This window comes from Roseibium album, assembly GCF_965233825.1.
In the GTDB taxonomy this organism is placed as follows: domain Bacteria; phylum Pseudomonadota; class Alphaproteobacteria; order Rhizobiales; family Stappiaceae; genus Roseibium; species Roseibium album.
Window position 1 is genome coordinate 2281151 of the sequence record NZ_OZ247583.1, and the last position, 22586, is coordinate 2303736.

The 22586-nt window shown below is 54.1% G+C and carries 21 protein-coding genes; 14 read left to right on the top strand and 7 right to left on the bottom strand.

Going from position 1 to position 22586, the window contains the following annotated elements:
• The first annotated feature begins 64 nt into the window (after positions 1–64).
• Positions 65–736, top strand: a complete 672-nt coding sequence (locus tag ACO6TI_RS10585) for an IclR family transcriptional regulator (RefSeq protein WP_282045509.1) — start codon at positions 65–67, stop codon at positions 734–736.
• A gap of 101 nt (positions 737–837) precedes the next feature.
• The gene (locus ACO6TI_RS10590; RefSeq protein ID WP_422384922.1) at positions 838–1713 is read left to right on the top strand and encodes an isocitrate lyase/PEP mutase family protein; all 876 of its coding nucleotides are present in this window, start codon (positions 838–840) and stop codon (positions 1711–1713) included.
• 585 nt (positions 1714–2298) lie between these two features.
• On the opposite strand, the gene ACO6TI_RS10595 is transcribed toward ACO6TI_RS10590, so the two are convergent.
• Positions 2299–2568, bottom strand: coding sequence for a hypothetical protein (locus ACO6TI_RS10595; RefSeq protein ID WP_144436165.1), 270 nt, complete (start codon positions 2566–2568; stop codon positions 2299–2301).
• 54 nt (positions 2569–2622) lie between these two features.
• On the opposite strand from ACO6TI_RS10595, the gene ACO6TI_RS10600 reads away from it, so the two are divergent.
• The 3 genes from ACO6TI_RS10600 to ACO6TI_RS10610 are packed head-to-tail and all read left to right on the top strand — an operon-like array spanning position 2623 to position 4240.
• Entirely contained in the window at positions 2623–2910 is a 288-nt protein-coding gene (locus ACO6TI_RS10600) for a hypothetical protein (protein ID WP_055120196.1), read from the top strand.
• A complete protein-coding gene (locus tag ACO6TI_RS10605) occupies positions 2903–4033 on the top strand; it encodes a WD40 repeat domain-containing protein (protein WP_104705520.1) in 1131 nt (376 codons plus the stop codon). Before ACO6TI_RS10600 ends, ACO6TI_RS10605 begins: the two co-directional genes overlap by 8 nt.
• Positions 4034–4051: 18 nt before the next feature.
• The gene (locus tag ACO6TI_RS10610; protein WP_196879117.1) at positions 4052–4240 is read left to right on the top strand and encodes a hypothetical protein; all 189 of its coding nucleotides are present in this window, start codon (positions 4052–4054) and stop codon (positions 4238–4240) included.
• Here ACO6TI_RS10610 and ACO6TI_RS10615 read toward each other — a convergent pair.
• Positions 4237–5178: a hypothetical protein gene (locus tag ACO6TI_RS10615; RefSeq protein WP_144436164.1), complete on the bottom strand. Its 942-nt coding sequence runs from the start codon at positions 5176–5178 to the stop codon at positions 4237–4239. The genes ACO6TI_RS10610 and ACO6TI_RS10615 overlap by 4 nt on opposite strands.
• A 670-nt stretch (positions 5179–5848) precedes the next feature.
• Between ACO6TI_RS10615 and ACO6TI_RS10620 the strand changes: the two genes are divergently transcribed.
• The 8 genes from ACO6TI_RS10620 (at position 5849) to ACO6TI_RS10655 (ending at position 14882) form a co-directional block, all read left to right on the top strand.
• Positions 5849–7513 (top strand): aromatic/alkene/methane monooxygenase hydroxylase/oxygenase subunit alpha, encoded by a 1665-nt coding sequence (locus ACO6TI_RS10620; RefSeq protein WP_055120189.1) that lies wholly within the window; start codon positions 5849–5851, stop codon positions 7511–7513.
• Between the two features lie 85 nt (positions 7514–7598).
• Positions 7599–8657 carry an NADH:ubiquinone reductase (Na(+)-transporting) subunit F gene (locus tag ACO6TI_RS10625; protein WP_055120187.1) on the top strand — a complete coding sequence of 353 codons (1059 nt, stop codon included), beginning with the start codon at positions 7599–7601 and terminating at the stop codon, positions 8655–8657.
• Positions 8658–8707: 50 nt separating this feature from the next.
• Positions 8708–9772 carry an aromatic/alkene monooxygenase hydroxylase subunit beta gene (locus ACO6TI_RS10630; protein ID WP_055120185.1) on the top strand — a complete coding sequence of 355 codons (1065 nt, stop codon included), beginning with the start codon at positions 8708–8710 and terminating at the stop codon, positions 9770–9772.
• A gap of 17 nt (positions 9773–9789) precedes the next feature.
• Positions 9790–10161, top strand: a complete 372-nt coding sequence (locus ACO6TI_RS10635) for an MmoB/DmpM family protein (protein WP_029062090.1) — start codon at positions 9790–9792, stop codon at positions 10159–10161.
• A gap of 89 nt (positions 10162–10250) precedes the next feature.
• A complete protein-coding gene (locus tag ACO6TI_RS10640; protein WP_055120183.1) occupies positions 10251–11276 on the top strand; it encodes an amidohydrolase family protein in 1026 nt (341 codons plus the stop codon).
• 4 nt (positions 11277–11280) lie between these two features.
• Positions 11281–12078 (top strand): iron-sulfur cluster assembly protein, encoded by a 798-nt coding sequence (locus ACO6TI_RS10645; RefSeq protein WP_422384923.1) that lies wholly within the window; start codon positions 11281–11283, stop codon positions 12076–12078.
• A gap of 57 nt (positions 12079–12135) precedes the next feature.
• Positions 12136–13773 (top strand): molecular chaperone GroEL, encoded by a 1638-nt coding sequence (locus ACO6TI_RS10650; RefSeq protein ID WP_104705525.1) that lies wholly within the window; start codon positions 12136–12138, stop codon positions 13771–13773.
• Between the two features lie 65 nt (positions 13774–13838).
• The gene (locus ACO6TI_RS10655; RefSeq protein WP_104705516.1) at positions 13839–14882 is read left to right on the top strand and encodes an NAD(P)-dependent alcohol dehydrogenase; all 1044 of its coding nucleotides are present in this window, start codon (positions 13839–13841) and stop codon (positions 14880–14882) included.
• A 124-nt stretch (positions 14883–15006) separates the two neighbouring features.
• Here the strand turns inward: ACO6TI_RS10655 and ACO6TI_RS10660 are convergent, their stop codons facing one another.
• Positions 15007–17043 (bottom strand): sigma-54-dependent Fis family transcriptional regulator, encoded by a 2037-nt coding sequence (locus tag ACO6TI_RS10660; RefSeq protein WP_104705515.1) that lies wholly within the window; start codon positions 17041–17043, stop codon positions 15007–15009.
• 66 nt (positions 17044–17109) lie between these two features.
• On the bottom strand, positions 17110–17595 hold the full coding sequence (locus ACO6TI_RS10665; RefSeq protein WP_409860017.1) for a hypothetical protein: 486 nt from the start codon (positions 17593–17595) through the stop codon (positions 17110–17112).
• A gap of 532 nt (positions 17596–18127) precedes the next feature.
• Here ACO6TI_RS10665 and ACO6TI_RS10670 point away from each other — a divergent pair.
• Positions 18128–18718 carry a GNAT family N-acetyltransferase gene (locus ACO6TI_RS10670; RefSeq protein WP_422384924.1) on the top strand — a complete coding sequence of 197 codons (591 nt, stop codon included), beginning with the start codon at positions 18128–18130 and terminating at the stop codon, positions 18716–18718.
• Here the strand turns inward: ACO6TI_RS10670 and ACO6TI_RS10675 are convergent.
• The 3 genes from ACO6TI_RS10675 to araD form a co-directional block, all read right to left on the bottom strand.
• A complete protein-coding gene (locus ACO6TI_RS10675) occupies positions 18711–18965 on the bottom strand; it encodes a hypothetical protein (protein WP_055120173.1) in 255 nt (84 codons plus the stop codon). The two genes, ACO6TI_RS10670 and ACO6TI_RS10675, sit on opposite strands and share 8 nt — an antisense overlap.
• A 950-nt stretch (positions 18966–19915) precedes the next feature.
• The gene (locus ACO6TI_RS10680; RefSeq protein WP_422384925.1) at positions 19916–20839 is read right to left on the bottom strand and encodes a Gfo/Idh/MocA family protein; all 924 of its coding nucleotides are present in this window, start codon (positions 20837–20839) and stop codon (positions 19916–19918) included.
• The gene (gene araD, locus ACO6TI_RS10685) at positions 20839–22581 is read right to left on the bottom strand and encodes an L-arabinonate dehydratase (protein WP_422384926.1); all 1743 of its coding nucleotides are present in this window, start codon (positions 22579–22581) and stop codon (positions 20839–20841) included. The genes ACO6TI_RS10680 and araD overlap by 1 nt, the downstream gene beginning before the upstream one ends.
• Positions 22582–22586 lie beyond the last annotated feature (5 nt).

Sequence of the window (22586 nt, forward strand, 5' to 3'; positions counted from 1 at the left end):
GCTAGACAGGGTTCCGGCATTGCTGCAAGGTGCTCCTTGTTGCGTTTCATCTGACAGAACGAGAATGGCCACCAACCGCACTGAATCCGTCGAACGCGCCATGTCGATCCTGAGTGCCTTTTCGACGCAGAAGCCGATTATGTCGCTGGCGGAACTCGCGGAGGAGACAGGCCTCCACAAGAGCACGATCCTGCGGTTGACCAATTCGATGCGCATTTATGGTTTCATTCAGCGCGACGAAGACGGCAGGTTCAGCGTCGGTCCAAGTGTCTGGCGTCTTGCTCTGATCTTCCGGCGAGACTTCACCAAGCGAGAACATGTGGCACCCGCGCTCAGGATCCTTGCCGAAGCGACAGGTGAGACAGCGTCTTTCTATGTGCGAGCAGGCAATGAACGCGTCTGTTTGTACAGGGAAAATTCACCAAATTTGCTGCGCTTTCATGTCGAGGAGGGTATGCGTCTTCGGCTTTCAACGGGGGCATCCGGTTTGGTTCTACGCCGATACTCCGGAGAAGACATGGACGACTTCAGCAGCTTCAATGAAAACGGAACCGCAAGCTCTGTCGGGCAAACGAATCCCAACATCTCTTCCATATCGACGCCTGTTTTCAGCGCGGCCGGTGAACTTGTCGGTGCGCTTACGGTATCAGGCCTCGCAACGCGGTTTGACGAGGAAGCGCGCGCAGGCGCGATCCCGCTGCTGGAGAGACTTGCTCATGGCCTGACCACGACATAGTCACGCAATTTTGCCTGATAGAACGTTCCTGGCTGCCGCTTGCCAATCCAGTGAACGGGTATTACGCACATTGCAATTGCAGGATCCCGGAGAACGCAGCCATGATGAACCATGAAATCAACAAGGCGTTTCGCATGCGCCTCGATCAGGGCGGCGCCATTCTGATGCCGGGCGCTGCCAATGCGCTGGCGGCACGTGTCATTGACCAGCTGGGCTTCGAGGCAGTCTATATTTCAGGTGCCGGGTTGACCAACACATATCTCGGCATGCCGGACCTGGGGTTCGTTTCGCTTCCGGAGATTGCGCAGCACACCACGACGATCCGAAACGCGACCCAGCTGCCCATTGTTGTCGATGCGGACACCGGCTTTGGAAATGCCCTCAACGTCCATCACACGGTTCGTACGCTCGAACGGACAGGCGCAAGCGCAATTCAGCTTGAAGACCAGGTCAATCCGAAACGCTGCGGCCATTTTTCCGGAAAGGATGTTGTGGACCTGGAAGAAGCGCGCAGCCGCATAAAGGCGGCCGCTGACGCCCGTATCGACCCCAATTTCATGATCGTTGCGCGCACCGATGCGTGCGCGGTACACGGGTTTGACGCTGCCATCGAAAGAGCGGAAGCCTTCATCGAAGACGGCGCGGACGTCACGTTCATCGAAGCGCCGCACAAACTGGAAAACATTCGGGAGATACCGGCGCGGCTTGCAGGCACGCCGCAGTTGATCAATCTGGTCGTCGGCGGCAAGACACCGATCATCGACTTTTCGGAGCTCGATGGAATGGGTTACGCCCTTGTGCTCTACGCCAATGTCGCGCTTCAGGGGGCCCTGAAGGGTATGCATGACGCGCTGTCCCTTCTGAAAAGCGATGGGCGCATGGATGAAGACGGACCGGTTGCGAGCTTCGAAATTCGCCAGAACGCGGTTCACAAGAGCTTCTATGACGATCTCGAAAAAAACTATTCTTCGAAGTAGCAGTCCAGGACCATGTCTGACTGGTCCCGTCCCCTGTTCGTGGTTCGACCTTCATTGAAAGATGACGAACATCAGTCGTAGTCGGCCAACATTCATTTGCATCGGATGACGGGTAGAAGCCTCTTCGGTCTCAGGTCTCGCGTATCGTCTCGGGGCTGTGAGCGGCAATCTACATCTGCGGTCCCGAAGACTGATCCCGTCGAGAAAAGACAAAGATCGGACTTGGGCGTTGGACGCATCTGGATTACGTGCGTGCGATGACAAACTGAAGTCAAAACCGATCAAACATGTAAAATTTCGTTACGTTCAAAAACAAATGCGTAAAGAAAAATTACAGTATTTATTTTATTTTATTATATTGATCATTATTTTTGCTTTCCTGAAGTATGTATTATAATTTCGTGTCTGTGTCTTGCGGTATTTGTTCTTTTGCTGAAGCAGCAAGTGCCCCGTGAAGAAGCCGGATTACGAGTGCGTGAATATGTACGCAATATTTCAACACAGGCAATTTTGGGCAAAGTCATGAGAGTGGTCTCGACTGGCGAGTTGCCAGCAATTGCCAGACAACAAGCGAGCTTCGTACCGCTAGTTGGGCTCATTGCTCTCGGCGTGAGGAAGTTGCCCCCAGATTGCCGAAATATCTTCGCGCATGTGTTTATGAACGGCGCTCATGAGAGTGTCGCGCGTCTCTTCAGGAAGAGCGGAGAGCGCTTTTTGTATCTCGTCGACTGTCTCCGCATCGACAGTCGTGCCGGCTGCTTCAATTTTGGAAATCAACGGATGACCGGCGCCAAGGATGTCCCGGCCAACGCTCGCTACGGCCGTAATGAACTGTCTGGTTGCTGTTTGCTGCATGATTTCCGTCCTCCGATCCGATCTCACTCGACGCGCCAAATGTAGGAAAGCCAAATGTCAGGTCAATCTCAGAAAATCGGGGACCTTCTTCGCCAGCGGCTTCACATTGTGCAGGAATTGTCGGCCGCCAACGCTGAACATCATCGTCTTTTGCAGGTCTCCGGGGGCGCTGATTTTCTGTCCCTCCTGTCAGCGACGGACCTGGAAGAGGTCGTCGATCAAAGGCCTGCGACCCCCGATCTGGAAGCGAATGCTACTCGCCTGAGTGAGCTGGAGGCGGAGTTGGAGCAAGTCGATAAATTGCTCGAAGAAACAAAAACGAAGGGGAAACATCATGAATGAGCAAAGTTCCAGAGGACTTTCAGCATTTGAACTGCTGGCCATGTCCTGGTCCTTTGACGAAGAGCCGGTTCATTCGATCTTTAGCCAAGACGGTAGCTTTGCTGCATTCCTGTTGACATCCGGCAATCTGGCGATCGTCCGGACGTCGGACGCTGAGTCGCCGGCCCGGCGGACCGTGATCGACAAGGAGAGTGGCCGAACGACGATCCGGCCGCGAAAAGTCGACCCGATACCGGCATCAATTCTGGATGTGTCTGCGCTGACGCACCTGCCAATTGCGCGCTTCGGCGCCCAGGGTTTTGCGATTGCATGCAAAGACGGCACGATACGTCAGGCAACGGCCCGCGGACTTGTAATTGAACGTGTGTCGTCTGGAAGCGGACCCATTTGCGCATTCAACGGTGATCCCTCGGGCGAGCACCTGGTCTTTGCCCGCGAGAACGAAGTCTTCGTCACCGGCACCGGGAACGATGCCCAACTGGTTTCGTTGAAACTGGATCACCAGGTTACCTGCCTTTCCGGCATCGCCGGGGATGGCAAAATCGCGGCGTGGGGAGAAGGCTCGATTTCGATCCTGGAGCGTTCAAGAGACTTGAAACATCAGTGGAGTGCTGACTGCGTTGGCGAAATTTTGTCGATGAACTGGAATTCGCAATCCACTCAAGTGGCTTGCGGATGTGCAGAAAAAGCGATGTTGGTGATTAATTGCGTCGGCAGGACGGTGGAGAAAATTTGCAATTTTCCGAGAGAGGTTCGCAACGCCGACTTTAACGACGCCGGAGGTGCCCTCGTCGCATCGGGAGCCTTCCGTCTTGTCGGATGGAAAGTGTCTGATTTGCCGGAAAACGACCATCCGGGATCTCCGTTGTCATCGGGAAAACCTGGTTTCGTGGTGCTGGAGGCCATTGCTTCACACCCAACAAGAAACCTGGTCGCAGCCGGATATGAAAACGGAATGATCGCGCTGACTTCCATTGGAGATCCAGACGAACTTCTGCTGAGGAATGCGTCAAACGAGGCAATAACCACAATGAGTTGGTCGCCGGATGGAGAAAACCTTTCCGTCGGCGACAAGGCTGGGGAAAGCAGCATCGTCGCCTTTCCCGAACAGATGTTCAAATAAGGACGTAGGAGGAAGAAAATGCAGGACGTGAAACCAAAGCTGACACCCGAAGAAGAAAGCAAGGACGAGTTCTTCAGGCGGGTATCGGAAATTTCCGAAGAAATGATTGAAGAACACGGCAAGGACTTCGCCATGGGTACGTTGGTGATGGCTGCTCAATGGATTGCACGCGGAGAAGTAAAGGGTAGCGACACAAGTCGCCACTAGCTCTCTCGTTGACCTGACAATCCGAATGGATCTCTTGCAACTGTTCGGCGCCAGTGTTCCACGGTGATTTCGCTGATTGCTGCGGCCGAGATGGCAAGAGACTGGTTTAGGCCTGGCTGCGGCTGTTGTTTGCTGATGTATTTCAGATCTTTCGACAGCCGCTCCTGCAAAACATTTGAATAGGCGCACATCTCGTGAAGACGCAGCGTCACGAATTCAAGACAGTCATGGGTATCCCTGAATTGCCCGTTTTCGGTCGCGGCACCATCGGAGCGTGAGTGCCTGAGGAACGACGTATGGGCGGCTGTACCCAAGATCGCCAGCGTGTCACGACGCCAGTCGGAATAGTCACCCTGCTTGCCGAAATCCAGGCCGACTTCATACAACCGGTCTGCAACGACACGAAACGCCCGGCCTCCTGAAATATGACGGCGCCAGAACTCGTTTGCTTCTTCTGTTGTGCGGCACGCCGTAAAGCGTTGTGCAAGTTTGCGGCGGATCAGAAATGCCAATGCCATGTCGGCATCTTCCGAAATTGAACGTGCGATCTGCATCGACGGAATCGGCAAGTCCGACAGAAACAGCATCCGGACGGCGTCGAGCTGTTCCATCAGTCGATAGGTGACTGCCTGCAGGCTTGACCATTGAGCCCGATCAAGCTGCACATCCTGCAGTGAGGCAATGCAGTTGGCCGCAGAGTGGAGCGAGGCCACCCAGATGATCGCCTGATCAAACAGGAAAAACGCATCCATCGGGGCACTGCTGTCTTCTTCTTCCGGAAAATCGGCGGCCCGGAACCCCCGCAAGGATCCGACTGTCCGAAGCCAGGTGCTTTCCAGATCCAATCCCCTTGCAGACCACAGCTGCTGCGTGTGTGCGATCAACTGGGGCGATGCACCGCGATAGCAGCCTGCAAAAGATATCCTATCAAGCTTCATTTCTTCCTTTCCCCGGGCATCGACGACGAGGGGGCTTGGTGCAGGTCGAGAAGGCGACAGCAGGTTTGATAACCGGCCTGCGACCGGGTTCAGATATTTCTACGATGTTCTGGTCTGAAGACAATCAAAAACCAAGTACGGCTGCCAACATTTCTGACCGGCGCAAGAAATGTATCAGTTGGCGCGGACAACTATGTAAAGAGACGTAAAGTTTCATAACACTTTTACACTGTCAGAATTTCTCAGTCGACGGCCGGAGGTCTCGAAGTAGTTTTCTGGAAATATTTCTTCAAATAATTTTCGTTTAAAAAACAGCCTCTTATGTGTTTCGAGAGATTAATTTTTCTTGATTTCTTCGATTGGTTCCAAAACTGGAATCATCCTTGCAATTCCTCAAGCACAAAACAGCGCCTTGTCTAGCAAGGTGCACCAAGAACGAAGGAATTGGGAGGTTAAGCACCGGACGGCCAGCAGCCGGCAGTCATGGTGCAATTCCAGGAGACACGCGTTGCAGCGTGAATCTGCTCAACCTTTGCCGTCATTCGTCTGATCCCATGCAGTGGGGGAGTGCCTGCTCCTGCTACCTGCATGTTTCGGGTCCGACAGTCAGGCAGCTGTCTGCTGCCATCCATGAACCGGTTCGCCGGTACGAGCTGAGGAGGCTCCAGGAATGGCAATAACGTTGAACAAGATCACCTCTCAACGAGGCATCTCGGTGGGTGAGGCCACCAAGAAAATATCTGACCTTGGTTGGAATCCTACCTATGTGCAGGAAGCCTCGACATTTCCGACCGACTACAAGATCACCAAGGCTCCGCGCGATCCGATGAAGCAGGTGCTTCGTTCCTATTTCCCGATGGAAGAGGAAAAGGACAATCGTGTCTACGGTGCCCTGGATGCCGCTTTGCGCGGCGACATGTTCCGAAATGTGGAGCCGCGCTGGATCGAGTGGATGAAGCTCTTCCTTGCGATTATTCCCTTTCCGGAAATCTCCGCCGCACGGTCCATGGCAATGGTTGCCCGCCTGGCACCGGGCGAGGACCTTCGTACCGGCTTCACCATGCAGATGGTCGACGAGTTCCGTCACTCCACGATCCAGATGAATCTGAAAAAGTGGTACATGGAAAACTACATCGATCCTGCCGGATTCGATATCACCGAAGAAGCCTTCGGCAAGTGCTATGCCACGACGATCGGCCGTCAATTCGGTGAAGGTTTCATCACCGGCGATACCATGACTGCTGCATGCATGTATCTGACGGTTGTCGCAGAAACGGCGTTCACCAATACCCTTTTCGTTGCGATGCCTTCCGAGGCGGCAAGAAATGGCGACTATGCGCTGCCGACCGTGTTCCTGTCGGTACAGTCGGATGAAAGCCGTCATATCGGGAATGGTCACTCCCTTTTGATGGCAGCTCTGAAGGAGCCGGAAAACCACCTGCTTCTCGAGCGGGATCTCCGCTACGCGTTCTGGCAGAACCACGCCATTGTCGATGCGGCGATCGGTACGTTCATCGAGTACGGCACAACCAACCGCGACAAGGAGAAAGAATCCTACGCGGAGATGTGGCACCGCTGGATCTTTGAAGACTATTACCGGACTTACATGCTGCCGCTTGAAAAGTACGGTGTGAAGATCCACCACGATGACGTCCAGGAAGCCTGGAAGCGTATCACCGACAAGAAATACGTCCACAAGGTCGCACAGTTCTTCGCTGTCGGCTGGCCGGTAAATTTCTGGCGGATCGAAGCCCAGACGGAAAAGGACTTCGAGTGGTTCGAGCACAAGTATCCGGGTTGGTACGCCGAATTTGGCGACTTCTGGAAGTGGTACGAAAAACTCAGCAAGCCCGGCGAGAAGGTGATCACCTTCAATGAAGAGACCGGATATGTGTATCCGCACCGTTGCTGGTCATGCCTTGTTCCGTGCCTCATCCGTGAGGACATGGTGATCGACCAGATCGATGGCAAATGGCACACCTTCGCTCACGAACTGGACCGTTGGACCGCCGTGGATGCCTTCTCTGACGAGTATCAGGGTCGGCCGACACCGGCGATGGGTAAATTTTCCGGCAAGCGTGAATGGGAAACCGTTTACGACGGCTGGGATCTGGCCGACGCGATCAAGGATCTCAACTTTGTCCGCGATGACGGCGAAACCCTGGTGCCTCAGCCGCACCTGCGCTTCGACGACAAGGATCAGTGGAAGCTTGAGCACGTGCGCGGGCATCAGCTGGCCTCACCCCTCAACGCATTGCGGGCAATGTCCGATGCCGAGCGGGATGCGCATGTTGGCGAGTACCGCAAGGGCTTCACCATCAATCCATGCACTTAAGACAATTGCGGAGGCCAGAAATGGCCTCCGTTTTCCCAAGTCCGTGAGACGCGCCACGGCATATTGGAATACGGAGACTGAGCTGATGTCAGAAACCTACAATGTCCGACTGGAACCGGTAGGTGTGGAATTTGAGGTGGCAGAGAACGAAACGATTCTCGATGCCGCATTTCGTCAGGGAATAGCGCTGCCGCATGGCTGCAAGGAAGGTCAATGTTCTGCCTGCAAATGCGTGCAGCTGGATGGCGAAAGCGAGATGCTGAACTACTCGACATTCGCCCTGAACGATATGGAGCGAGATACCGGTCACGTCCTCATGTGCCGGACACTGGCCTTCAGCGACATTGAAATAGAGCTGCTGAACTACGACGAGGAAGTTTTGTCGAAGTCGATCCCGGTAAAGGAATATGCCGGCGAGATCGTCGATTTTCAAAAACTGACGCATGATATCCGCGGCGTTCAGATCAAACTGCATTCGCCGCTCAAGTTCTGGGCCGGACAGTATGTCGACATCACGGTCACCACGGAAGCGGGGGAGACGATTACACGCTCGTTCTCCATGGCAAATCCGCCGAGCGAAACCGAAAACCTCTCCTTCATCATCAAAAAGTATCCCGACGGAAAGTTCTCCAACGAACTCGATGAAGGCGGGATCAAGGCCGGAGCCAAAGTCCAGGTCACGGGACCCTATGGAATGTGCTTCCGAAGAGAAGGACGAGAAGGACCACTTATCCTAGTGGGAGCAGGGTCCGGAATGTCACCCGTCTGGTCAATCCTGAACGATCACCTGGCCAGTGGGGAAACTCGGCCGGTCCACTTCTTCTACGGCGCCCGCACCCGTAACGATCTCTTCAAGATGAAGGAAATCACGGACATTACGGAGAAAAATCCGTCCGTCGAGTTCATCCCTGTCCTCAGCCATGCAGAAGAAGACGGCACCTGGACAGGCGAACGGGGCTTCGTGCACGAATGCGTCGATCGCTATCTGAAGGAACTGGGCATCGATGGCGACGGAGACGTCTACGCGTGTGGGCCACCGCCGATGATAGACGCCCTGACGCCGGTGCTGTTCATGCACGACTTCGATACCGAGCGCGTTTTCTTCGACAAATTCACTCCAACTACCGGTTCATCGGCCCACTGACATTCGGGCTGATCGCTAGTTGAAGGACTATCACAGGGAGGAATACTTCGATGGTTGCAACATCAAGCTCAGTTGGATCCGGCGCTGCAGGCGCAGCGACATTCGTTGGATCAAACAGCAGGAAGTACAACTATTTTGAACCGCGCGGCAAGCGTGCAACGCACTATGAAGACGTCACGGTGGACGTGCAGCCCGATCCCGAACGCTATCTGATCCAGGACTGGATCATCGAGTTTGAAGGCGGCAAGGCCGGTGGTGCCTATCAGAAGGACTACACCGCAGCGCTCAGCTCGAACTGGCACGCGTTTCGTGCACCGGATCAGGAATGGGAACGCACGCACTATCAACGTCAGTCCAAGATCGTGACGATGGTGCAGAACGTCATTTCGAATGCGCGCAAGGCAGGCGCTCCGGCAGCCTTTGACAAAACCTGGTGCCGGGTCCTGCAGGCACATCTGGGTGCCTGGAAACATGCCGAATTCGGTCTTGGGACGTCGCTGATGCAGGCACAGCGGTATGGCTACACGCAGATGATCAACAACGCGACGCTCACCAACTCGAGCTACAAGTTGCGTCTGGCACAGGACATTACGTTGTATCTCGCCGAAATCGGCATGGATATCGATGGTTGGGATGACGATCTCGGCAAGAAGAGCTGGCTTGAAGATCCAGTCTGGCAGCCCACGCGTGAAGCAATTGAAGCGATCATGGGGAGCGAGGACTATCTTGAGCAATACTTCGCGATCAACATCATCTTCGAACCCCTTGTCGGCGAGCTGATCCGTTCCGGCTTCTTCATGCAGGTGGCTGCGGCCAACAACGATTTCATCACACCTCCGGTCATCTCGGCGGCCGAAGCGGATTACGAACGAAATCTCGCCAACGCGATTGACCTGATGTTCCTGCTCGTCAACGACGAAAAGCACGCGGACCACAACAGGAAACTGTTTCAGTCCTGGATCGCCAAGCATGGCCAGCTTGCCGAAAAGGCCGTGCAGAACCTGCAACCCATCTGGTCGCAACCCCACTCAAAACCCGTCGCGTTTGAAGACGTTAGAGCCGTATCGCACGAGCGTATCGATCAGATCCTCGGTGAACTCGGTCTCAGCCGCTAATCATAGGAGATTTCACCATGTCAAATATCGCTCGCGACGCGTCGAAGCAGAACATTTTCAAGTCGATGGACGAGATCAAGTTCGAGAGGACAATTTCCCACCAGTGTGGTGTCACGATGAACGATAGCGTGGAAGCGCGCGCCATCGCCGAGTTTATGGGCGAGGACCCCAAGGTCACCGTGACATACAACCCCGCAACAATCCGCATCGACGGTGAAGGCAAGCTGATCTTCAGGATGGATGAAATCGGCGAATTTCTGGGTCGTGAAATGACCGCCGAAATCTTCGAGGTCAACACGTCAACCCACTACGGCCGAATGGTCCGTGTTGACGACAACACGGTCATCCTGTTCGGCAACATGGATGAAGTCTTCGAATACATCGAGTGACACGATTGCCACGGCGCGACGGTGCGTAACCGCTGCGCCGCGGCTCCCTCTTTAGATCCGGAAGCAAAGCAAAATGATGGAGGAGCATGATGTATAAGACCGAAGACGGAAGAGAGATTTTTGTTCTCGATGGCCACACACACTTCTGGGACGGAAGCCCGGAAAACCAGGCCAATGTTCATGGCAAGCAGTTTATTGACTGTTTTTACGCCTATCACACCAACCTGAGCCCGGCTGAGGAGCTTTGGGAAAAGAGCAAGTTCGAAAAATACACTGCGGACGATGTCTATCGTGACCTGTTCATTGATGGTCCGGACGACATGGCGATCATTCAGTCGACTTATCTGAGTGACTTTTACAAGAACGGCTTTTCCAGCATTGAACGCAGTTCCGAGATGGCTTCCCGCCACCCCGAGCGCTTCATCGTCAATGGCACATTCGATCCGCGCGACGGTGAAAAGGCGTTGGAATACATCCACTACATGAAGGAAAACTTCGATATTCAGGGTGTGAAAATGTACACCGCTGAATGGAACGGAGACAGCAAGGGTTGGGCGCTGAATGATCCGGCGGCCTACAAGTGTTTCGAGCTTTGCGACAAACTCGGGATACGCAATATCCATGTTCACAAGGGTCCGACGATCATTCCTCTGAACAAGGATGCCTTTGATGTTCACGATGTCGACTATGCGGCGACAGATTTCCAGAACCTGAACTGGATCATCGAGCATTGCGGCCTTCCGAGACTCGATGATTTCTGCTGGATCGCCACGCAGGAGACAAACGTCTACGCAGGCCTGGCCGTTGCGTTGCCGTTCATCCACTCCCGCCCCCGATACTTCGGCGAGGTCATGGCTGAATTGCTCTGGTGGGTCGGGGAAGACAAGCTCCTGTTCGGTTCCGACTATGCAATCTGGACACCTGCCTGGCTGGTTGACCAGCTCTGGAACTATCAGATTCCGGAAGACATTTCGGCAGAACGCGGCGGCGTTCAGCTCACGGACGAGGTCAAGGAAAAGATACTCGGCCTGAATGCTGCAAGTCTGTACGGCATCGATGCCGCCGCGAAACTCAAGCAACTGAATGCTTCGCCAATTCAAGTCGCAGCGGAGTGAGTAGATGCTGAAGGAAATTCAACAATCTGAATTGGCGACGACCGTCTGGGAACAGCTGGAAAATGTCTCCGATCCAGAACTCGACGAACCCATCACCGATATGGGTTTTGTCGAGCGGGTTGAGGTTTTTGCTTCTGAAAAGGTGGAAGTCGATTTTCGGCTTCCTACCTACTGGTGCTCGCCGAATTTCGCCTTTCTCATGGCGTTCGGCATCCGGCAGGAAGTGGAAAAACTGAACTGGGTGCGTGAGGTTACCGTCACGCTCAAGGATCATTGCTTCGACGTTCAGGTAAATGAGGGTGTCAACGGAAGCTGCAGCTTTGACGAGGTTTTCTCCAAATATTGCAACGGCGAAGAGCTGGAGAGCGTCAATCTCAAATTCCTTGAAAAGGCTTTCATACGCCGGCAGGAAACCGTTCTGCTTGCCTTGCAGCAGGCTGGATTGTCCGCCGAAGCAATCGTTTCCATGACGGTTGGGGAATTCGACCTGATCGAGTTTCAGGGCGAAGAAGAAGTCAGGCAGAAACCGCGTTACCGCTCCTTGCTGGTTTCTCGCCAATTGGCTTTCGGTTCGGATGATCCGGCGTTTGTGACCTGGACCGGCCAGCGGATAGAAGCGGGTAACTTGCGCCAACACCTCAGCGAATTGCGATCCGTGCGGATCAACATGGAATTCAACGGGGCACTTTGTCGTGGACTGAGCAACACCCGCTACAAGGAAGTTGAGATCGGGCCTGACGGTCCCACTCTGGTGGACTTCATTCAAGGGCGTGTCCCCCCACAAAATTTTGAGTCTGTCTAAGCCAGGCGGAGCCAGATGCGCCGCGTGCGGCGCTCATAAAATTCAAGGAGACAGATGATGGCCAAGCTACTCATCCATAACGGAAGTGCGCGTTCTGCGCTGGCAAATGGTGTCGCGAAACTTGCTGCCGCGGTAGAGCCGACGCTCGGGCCAAAGGGGCTCAATGCAATGATAGATCGTCCCGTGGGCACGCCGATCGTGTCCAGGGACGGGGTCACGATCGCTTCGGAGATCGAATTGACCGACCGGTTTGAAAACATGGGAGCCCAGGTCGTACGCGAAGTGAGCATGCAAACCAACGAGGTCGCGGGAGACGGAACGACAACGGCCATTGTGCTGGCGAACGCGCTGATACAAAAGGGCGTTGAGATCACGACGAATGGCGTCAAGCCCGTCGACCTTTGCAAAGGTATCGAGCTTGCCGTTTCAAGGATTGTCGAGGGTCTTGACGAGTCGTCCCGCTCCTGTGAGCAACATCCGGAATACCTGAGAGCGGTTGCGCGCGTTTCCGCATCGGACCCCGAACTGGGCGCACTGGTGGCCGAAGCCTTCGAGCGCGTCGGAAACACCGGAATAATTTCTGCCGATTTCGGCGTGACCATCGACACGACGTTGGAAATTATCGAGGGAATTTCCTTCGACCGCGGCTACATCTCGCATCACATGGTGACTGATCAGGAGCAGATGGAAGCTGTTCTTGAGAACCCGTTGATCTTGATGACGGATCACAAGATCCCGTCGCCGGACGTGTTGCACGAAGCGCGTGAAATTGCCAAGTCTGCCGGTCGGCCCCTGCTTGTTGTTGCAGAAGAAATCGCACCGGAAGTGGTTGTCAGTCTGCTGGACGACGGTGGTCCCGGAAAATACCTGATTGTGCACCCGCCAGAATACGGTCATTGGCGTTCAGCGATGATGGATGACCTTGCAATTCTCACCGGTGGCGAGGTCATATCCAAGGGACTGGGCAAGAAGGTCGAGGACGTAACGCTCAAGCAATTGGGCGGGGCGAGAAAAGTAAGAGTATCCGCCTCGTTGACCAGCATCATTCAAGGCGAAGGAGACCCGGATCTCGTTGCCGCACGTCGTGCCCAGGTTCAGCGTCAGATCGAGGTTGCCCCGCCGAATATCGAGCAGGACAAACTGCGTGAGCGTTTGTCCAAGCTGACCGGTGGAACAGCCGTCATCTACGCCGGTGGTTTCACGCCCGTCGAACAGAAACGCAAGATCCAGCTGATAGATGACGCGCTCTCGGCCGTGAGGGCTGCTTCCGAGGATGGTGTCGTTGCCGGCGGCGGTACGGCGTTGGCGCAGATTGACTGGGTTCTGCAGGATCTCGCCTCCGACAACGAAGCCGATGTCAGGGCCGGTGTCGAACTCGTTCGCTCGGTATTGACGCGTCCAGTCGCCAGGATCGCCAGCAATGCCGGTGCGGATGCCGATTCAGTTGTCGCCTCGGTCACGTCCGCGGCGCCGGGACAGGGGTTCAACGCCGAAATCGGCGAATTCCAGGACATGTTCGAAGCAGGCGTAATCGACCCGGTACGTGTGACCGCGAGTGCGTTGGTAAATGCGACCTCGGTAGCGACGCTGATACTGACCACGGAAACCCTGATCGGCGACCTTGACGAAGGCGAAGCGGATCCGACTGCAGGTCCGGCGCTGGGTGGCGGGGCTGAACTTCTGGGACGCGCATAAGAAATCAATTCGGGCGCATTCGCGTTCTGCGCCCGTCGACCTCATTCCTGCGGAAGGAACCTGTTATGAAAGCTGCTAGGCTTTATGAATATGACCCGGCAATGAATGTCCAACTCAGCATTGAAGATGTTGCACCGCCGACGATCAACGCAGCTGATGAAGTTGTCGTAAAAGTGGGGGCGGCCGGCTTATGCCGCACGGACCTGCATATCATTGAAGGGGTGTGGAAGGACATCATGGATGTCGAAGGGAGCCTCTTGCCATACATTATGGGCCACGAGAATGCCGGTTGGGTAGAAGACGTCGGCAGCAACGTGAAATCCGTAAAACCTGGTGATGCGGTGATCGTACACCCTCATAGAAGTTGCGGGATTTGCCTGAATTGCCGGTATGGCCACGACATGTATTGCGACCACGGGCAATTTCCGGGGCTCGGACTGGATGGCGGCTTCGCGGAATATTTCCTGACAAACGAAAGTTCACTGATCAAACTGAACACCAATGTCACTCCTCTGGATGTGGCGCCGATGGCTGATGCCGGTATTACCGCCTATCGTGCGGCAAAACGGGCAGCCGGTCTCGTTTACCCGGGAGCATATGTCACCGTCCTGGGCGTGGGGGGGCTGGGACATATTGCGATCCAGTGTCTGAAACATCTCTGTGGTGCCCGCGTCATTGCGGTGGATCGTGAGCCGGGCGCGCAGGCACTTGCCCGGGACCTGGGCGCTGATGTTGTGCTCGATGGCGGGCCCGACCTGATCGAACAGATCAAAGATATCACCGGTGGCGGAAGTCAGGTGGTGATCGATTTTGTCGGCGAACTGGGCGTGGAGAACATCTGCTGGAAATTGCTGCGCCAGGGCGGGGAATTGATTGTTGTCGGGTATGGCGGACAGATCGAAGTTCCAACGGTTGAACTTGTTGTAAACGAAATAAAAATCGGCGGCAGCCTCGTCGGAGACTATACCGAGTTGGTTGAATTGATGGAGCTGAATGCCGATGGCTTGGTGAAGATGCACTACACTGAGTATTCGCTGGACAACATCAATACGGCGATTGACGATTTCAAAAATCGCAAGTTCACTGGCCGAGGTGTGATCGTTCCGTAAGTATAGTAGAATATGATTTGTGGGCGACATTCAGTATCATCTCTGTCGCCCACTAGTATTCTGGATTTTTCTTTTCGGTACTGTTGTTTTGTATTTCAAATTTGCAGTACGCATGTAACGCGTTCTATTTTCCTCGTTCAAGCCCGTATAATTTTATCTTTCGATAGAGAGTAGGGCGTGAGATGCCCAACGAGGCGGCAACTTTGGACAGATTCCCGTTTTCAAGTTCAATTGTCCGCTGGATCGCTATTGATTCAATGTCGTCGAGGTTGAGCTTGTCAGCAGGTACCGATACGTGGCCGGCTGGCAGGATCATATCGTCATCCGGAGATGTGATGTCCGGTGGAAGATCCCACATGGAAATCCGTTCGCTCTTTGCCAGCAGGCACAGTCTTTCGATGGTGTTTCTGAGTTCGCGTACATTTCCAGGCCAGCGATAGGTGCCGAGTGCCGTTCTTGCGCTGTCGTCGAAGGTCAGCAGAGGACGTCCGAACTTGCGTGATAAAACCCCATTGAACTGATCGACAAGCAGTTGGATGTCGTCACCTCTTTCGCGAAGGGGCGGGACTTCAATGACAATCGCGCTGATCCTGTAGAAGAGATCCCGTCGAAAATTGCCTTCTTCGATGTCGTTGCGCAGATTTCGGTTGGTCATTGCGACCAGCTGAACATCAATTGCGCGCCGCCTGTTGCATCCGATGCGATAGACCGCTCGCTGTTCCAGCGTCCGCAGCAGATAAGATTGCAGTTCCAGCGGCATGTCGCCGATTTCGTCGAGACATATCACTCCGCTGTTTGCCAGTTCGAACTTGCCGACCTTCCCTTCTCGCAACGCACCGGTGAAAGCGCCGGCGACATGTCCAAACAGTTCGCCACCGATCAGGTCGCTGGAAATGGCCGCGCAATTGACAGCGACATAAGGAGCGTTTTTCTTCTTGTGGTGGCTGTGAATCAGACGGGCGAACAGTTCCTTGCCGACGCCGGTTTCCCCTTGAACCAGAACAGTAACATTCGCTTCTGCCGCCCGGCGCGCATAGTCCATGGCTTCGAGCATTCTCGGGCAATTGCCGATAATCTCGATTTCATCTTCCTCGACGCCACTGCGTGCCGAAATTTTTACACTCTGGGACCTGGCCGCGGGTTTCTTTGATTGGGAGTCGCCAGGCAGGATCAGAACAGCGCCGCGAGTTTCACCGCCGGTCTTGAGAAGTTCGACGCCCTTGATGACCAGTTCACGTGGAATAGCTTCGGCAAGTTGTCCGTCGGTCATTTCCGGTTTCATGGCCAGCAACTTCCGGCCGATCACAAGATCCTGCTTGCGTCTGGAGGAAATCTTGTCGGTGTTCCGGTTGTAAACGATCCGTCCAGCCCGGTTGAGGAGAACGATGCCGTCGGTACTGCTGTGCGTAGAGGGCGAGTCGATGAGAGCTTCCAGAAGAAGTGTCCTTTCTTCTCGCAGTCCCTCTGCCAGGGCAATTTCAATCTCGCGTGCTGCGGCAACAACAAGCGCGAGATTGTGCGGTCGGAAAATGGCCGGCGGCCCGGACAGATCCAGTACTCCGGCGATACTCTTGTCTAGCGGGTCGAATATTGGCGCGGCGGCGCAAGTCCACGCCTTGATGCCCACGCAAAAATGTTCGGATGCATGAACGTAGGCTGGTGTTCCCGTGCTCAATGCGGTTCCGATACCGTTCGTCCCGATGACGCCTTCCGCCCAGACGCCCCCGATTTCCAGCTGAATGTCGCGTCCTGCGTCTATTGTCTCCGGATCGCCAATTGCCTCGATAATTGTTCCATTCTTGTCCGTAAGGATCAAAATGGCTCCGGATTCGGCCAAGTGCGGTGCGAGTCGTGCAAAGGCGGCCCTTGCGGCAATGACAAGTGTCTGGTTCTTCTGGGTCAGCGTGAAAATATTTTCAGCGGTAAGCTTTTTGGGAGAGGCTTGCGACAGTGCACTGATCCCGAGGTCTTTGCTTCGATCCCAGGACTTCAGTATTTCCGGTCGCACACCTGCAAGTCCGCGTTCGATTTCATTGGTATCCAGCCGACCTTCAACATACTGCTCCCAGGAGCGCATCGTTTGGCGTTCGGCATTGATTGAATTCGTTTCGCGCTTCTTGAAGCCGGCGTGATTCTGTGTCGTGAAATAGCTCGTTGGCATGTTGTCTCGCGTCCCTGACAAGTAGCAATTCTGAGCGTGAATTTTTGTCCCTCCCTCAATTCGGGGTCAGGGGACCTGCAGTCTTTTCCGGATAACGTCGAGCATTTTTTCTTCGACTTCGGGGGATTCGATGACGACGCCGTCCAGATCACTCAAGGAGTGTTCAATCTCCTCGTCGACGGGTGAAATGAACCCGTTCTTCTTCGTTGACAAGGCGAAGTAGCGAAGAGCGTCCCGTTCCCGGACCTCGCCCAGAAACAAAATCTGTTTTCCGGACTTGGTATCCATCACAAACACGCGCCCGTTCGGGCTCCGGCGCAATCGCGGTTCCGGTTCTTCAGGCGTTCTTGAATTGTCTAGGAAATGAAAAACCAGACCGTCAGGTTTGGGCTCCTGCCGCGATTCCTTCAGGAGCTGCCGCGATCGGCTGAAACCACCATTGCTTATCTGGTCAGCGAGTCGATGAATCGTGGACCTGTTTTCGTTGATCAGGCGTTTGGCGGCCACATCTTCACGCCTCGGTCCGTCCTTCTTGGAGATTATTTCGACCAATTTCTTCTCTCCCTACTTGTAACTTCGGTGCCGAAATCATCAATTTGACTATTCGCACCAACTTCGTTGCCGCATCGAAGCGGTTTCTTGTTCTTTCGACATATCACCAAATATTCAACGGTGACTAACAAATAAAAATACAGCAATTTTAGGGGGAAATTGAGCAAATTACGTGAGAATGCTCCGCAAGGCGGTGCTAATTGAACGTACTATGCTCCCATGTTAACGCTGTTGACGGACATTTGAAGTTTATGTTTATTTCACAAAGTCGTCAGCACGTGCTTGATTGCTTCATATTTTACTTGTAAATTTTCCGAATGTCTATGATTTGTTCGTAAAAACACTTAATTTTTTTTATTATATAATTTTTGGAACAAATACGAAGGCGGCAGAAGGCAGTGCGTATTGTGGTGGCTTTCTTTTATCCGGAGCTCTGGGTGAATGTTTCGACAAATCATTGTTTGATTGAGGTTATTTTGGGAACTTCGGAGTGTGGTGTGCTGTCGTATCACCGCCAGGATGGAGGCACTGAGTGAACAAGCGCGCGCCGGGAATCGTCGCAAACCTGCCGGATGAGTCGAAACTCATGCTTCCGGGCGGAGTGCTTCGCCTCAGACCCACATTGCCAAAGGACCGTTTGCCAATAGCTGTTGCGCTTTCCGATGAACGTGTGTCCCGATATCTCGCAGCACTGCCTTGTCCATTGGACGATCGGACATTGACCGAATACATGGATTTCCTGTGCGGCTCCGGGCAGGTATCGAGAACACTGGAGTTGAATGGTGAATTTACCGGCATTGTCTCGCTCTCGGACCAGATAATGTTTTGGGTTGCTCATGAGTATTGGGGTCAGGGTATTGCGAGCAGCGCTGTAAACTGGTTCGTGGATCATCATTTCGCTTGCCCTGACGGACGCTCGCTCAAAGCTGAAGTTCATGCTTCAAACGCTGGATCAATATACCTCTTGGAACGGTTGGGGTTCGAACGAACGGAGCGAGTGAAGCGCCGGTTTTCCTTTGTTTCCGAAACAATTGAAGAGTTTCTGGTTCTCGTTCTTTCGAAATCCAACTGGTCAAACCTCGCACAATGCAACGCGAAGGAAACGTGGTCCCGGTTCAAGTGAGCGTAACTTCGATGGAACCGTTGAAGGCCGGCCCCTTGTTGACGACATTTTTATGCAGGACCCTTGTTACGACACCGGTCAGTTCTTTTCCGTCCACAAAGTCGAACAAAGAATAAACACTGCCCAATTGTGGTATGCAAACCGCGGCTGCAGATGTCACGGAAGAACGTGTGACTTCGATTCCGCCTTCTATCTTCACGATCGTAAGTGTTGTTTCGTAGTTACTTTCAGATACATTGTGTGACATGTCGCCAGCCGCTTGTTTTGGATTTTGTCCGTTTCTTTATTCGGGGCCTAGTAGGGCGAATTTCGGTCAAAAGTCATGATCCTCGGTGACGATGGATGTGATCCGGTGACAACGGTTACGCAGCGCCAGCAAGGCCTTTGGCGTTTAGGTCCGTATGCTTCAAGGCTCCCCAGGTAGTTTGGATATGCTGATGCTTCTCTTTTCCGCAGGTTCATGTGCATGAAACCTCCGGAAATGTCTGGTTGGGGTAAACTAAGCTCAAAGCTCTCACTTGCTGCGCTCCGTAAGTTTGCGTGTTGAACATAGTATAAATAGAATATAAAATCAACAATTGGAGAATATTTAAACTTTAAACTGACAAAGATATCGAAGTGTAGATTTTTTACTACACAAAATAAAGTAAAAGTGTATAGAAAAGTTACAAAATCGGCGGTGTGTGGCGCTGATTCTGAAAAGAATGTAAAGAAACGTTACAAATGGTGTCTTTATGATCAGCCACGTGTGAGTGGCCGGTCCTTTGCACGCCAGACCACTCGTGGCCCTTCAGGGGTGTTGTCCGGAGGCGGCGCTTTGCTTTCGCGATCAAAAAACATTCTGGTGTTGAGCTTGTCACCCGCAGGCTAGGCGGCAATCCTGAAACCGATCTGGTTGGTGAAGCTGGAAGCGACGTCCCGAGTGAAGAGGCGATGCGACGCGGTCATGACGTGGTGTGCTGCGCACGGCCATGTCCAGGCGAGCCCGGTCAGTGTCGTGAACCAGCTCCTCCTCAAACAACCGGGAGAGTGCGAACGGGTTACCATCCAACCCGCCGTCTCCTGGCAGGGCGTGCCTGCTTTCAGGACGTCTTGCACAGTGGGCTCCACACACGCTTCAAGCTCATGTGATCCTCGTCCATTGAAGTGGTCCGAGGCTGGAAACCACTGCGCAGACCCGGGCAATTGAAAGAACGATCAGTATTCAAACGGAGAGGTTGTGATCCTCCGACCAAGGGAGTACGCGTCGCAGACATGAATGAACGGGGACATGTCCATGTCGCTTGCACCGTTTCGAACCAGCTCGGACATCCTGGCATAGAGGTTCGGGTACTCGTTGTTGGAACCGCTCTTGATCAGCTCTCCGTTGATTTCGAGCTTTTCTCCTCCCAGCGACAATCGGGCGTTGCCGTCGGTGGTTTCAATTTCAATATCCCATGTCTGCAGGCCTTCTTGCCGCCAATCGAAAACTGCAGTCATTTCGGCTCCATTTGGATCAGCAAACTTGAGTTTGGCGGCGATTGGTGTGGCCCGGTTTTCCGGGTACTCCAGCATTGCTTCACAGACATGAACCGCATGAGGCAGGATCTCGGTCATGATCGACAGCGCATTTATGCCTGGATCAAAGACACCCATGCCGCCCGGTTCCCAGATCCATTCCTGCCCGGGATGCCAATGTCGGACGTCTTCCTTCCAGACAATCGCGAGACGCTTGAGCTCTCGAGAGGAGAGCCAGGATTTCAGGTGAGGCACACAATCCGCAAATCTGGAATGCCAGGTTGCAAAGATTGAGACGCCCATTTCACGAGCGAGCGCTTCAAGCGCAAAACACTCCGCCAGACTTTGTCCCGGTGGCTTTTCGAGCATGACATGTTTGCCAGCCTTGAGGGCTGCTTCGGCATACGAAAATCGGGGTTGGGGCGGAATGGCGAGCGAGATCGTCGAAATGTCCGGCCGCTCCTCCAGCAAGGCCTCAAGCGTTTCAAAGGAGGCGACACCGTCAACCGATGCGTGACGGCTGACCGTTGCCTCGAGCGACCAGTTTGGGTTGCCGGATATTGCCGGAATATGCTGGTCTCGAGCGATCTTTCCGATGCCGACCAGCGCGAGTTTTTCTACCATCAATGTGAATCCTTCGGTACAGCGGAGCCCCGGCAACCCTTGAGAAAATCGAAATCGGCACCGGTATCTGCTCCTTGCACATGATCGTGAAAGAGACGGGCATATCCACTTTCCGGAACAATGTGAGTGGGTGTCCAGGCATCCAGCCGCTTTTGCAATTCTTCGTCGGAAACTTCCAGGTGAAGTCGGCGGTCGGGAACATCCAGTTCAATAAAATCTCCGGAACGCACGACCGCCAGCGGGCCGCCTGCCGCAGCCTCCGGCGCAGTATGCAGAACGACCGTTCCATAAGCCGTACCAGACATTCTCGCATCGGAAATCCGGATCATGTCTGTAATACCCTTCCGCAGGACTTTGGGAGGCAGGCCCATGTTTCCGACCTCGGACAATCCTGGATAGCCCTTGGGGCCGCAGTTCTTGAGCACCATGATGCAAGTCTCGTCGATGTCGAGGTCTTCATCGTTGATCCTGAGCTTGTATTCGTCAATGTCTTCAAAAACGACCGCCCTGCCTCGGTGCTTCAAAAGGTTTGGCGACGCTGCCGAGGGCTTCAATACGGCGCCATTCGGTGACAAGTTGCCTTTGAGAACCGCTATGCCACCCTGATCGGTCAAGGCTCTTTCAACTGGCACGATCACATCCTCGTTCCAATTCTTGACACTCTTGACCTGATCCCAGATTGTCTCGCCGGAAGCGGTGATGGCTTGCTTGTTGAGCATTCCGGCCTCGCCGAGACGTTTGATCACAACAGGCAGACCGCCGGCGTAGAAAAATTCTTCCATCAGATATTTGCCGGAAGGCATAAGGTCGACGATCGTCGGTACGTCGCGCCCAAACTCGTCCCAGTCGTCAAGCGTGAGATCGATCCCGACGCGTCCGGCAATTGCCAGCAGGTGAATGACGGCGTTGGTTGATCCGCCGATCGCCCCGTTGGTCCGGATCGCGTTTTCAAAAGCTTCCCTGGTCAGGATATCCGACGGCTTCAGGTCGTCCTTGACCATCTGAACGATGCGGCGGCCGGTCAGATGCGCCATGACACGTCGTCGGCTGTCGACGGCGGGAATGGCGGCATTTCCGGAGAGCGCTATTCCAAGGGCTTCTGCCATCGATGCCATGGTAGAGGCCGTGCCCATGGTGTTGCAGCTGCCGGGCGACCGACTCATGGATACTTCGGCTTCGAGAAATTCCTCTCGGGTCATCTTGCCTGCCTTGACGGCCTCTGAAAACTTCCAGAGATGGGTTCCTGAGCCTACTCTTTCACCGTGGAACCAGCCATTCAGCATCGGCCCGCCGGAGACGGCAATCGCTGGCAGGTTCACGGAGGCGGCTCCCATGAGCAGGGAGGGTGTTGTCTTGTCACAACCAACGAGCAGAACCACGCCGTCGAGAGGAGCCCCGCGTATGGCTTCCTCAACATCCATGCTCGCGAGGTTTCGGAACATCATGGCTGTTGGCCGCAATGTACTCTCACCCGTCGAGAAAACGGGAAACTCGACGGGAAACCCGCCCGCTTCATATATTCCGTGTTTGACGCGTTCGGCGAGGTCGCGCAGATGAGCATTGCACGGCGTGAGTTGTGACCATGTATTGCAAATGCCGATGACCGGACGTCCGTCAAACAAGTCGTCCGGCAATCCCTGGTTTTTCATCCAGCTGCGATGATAAATATTATCCCGGCTGGTGCCGCCAAACCACTCCGCGGATCTCAGTTTCCTCGGCCATTTTGCTGGTTGGAAAGTCATTTTTC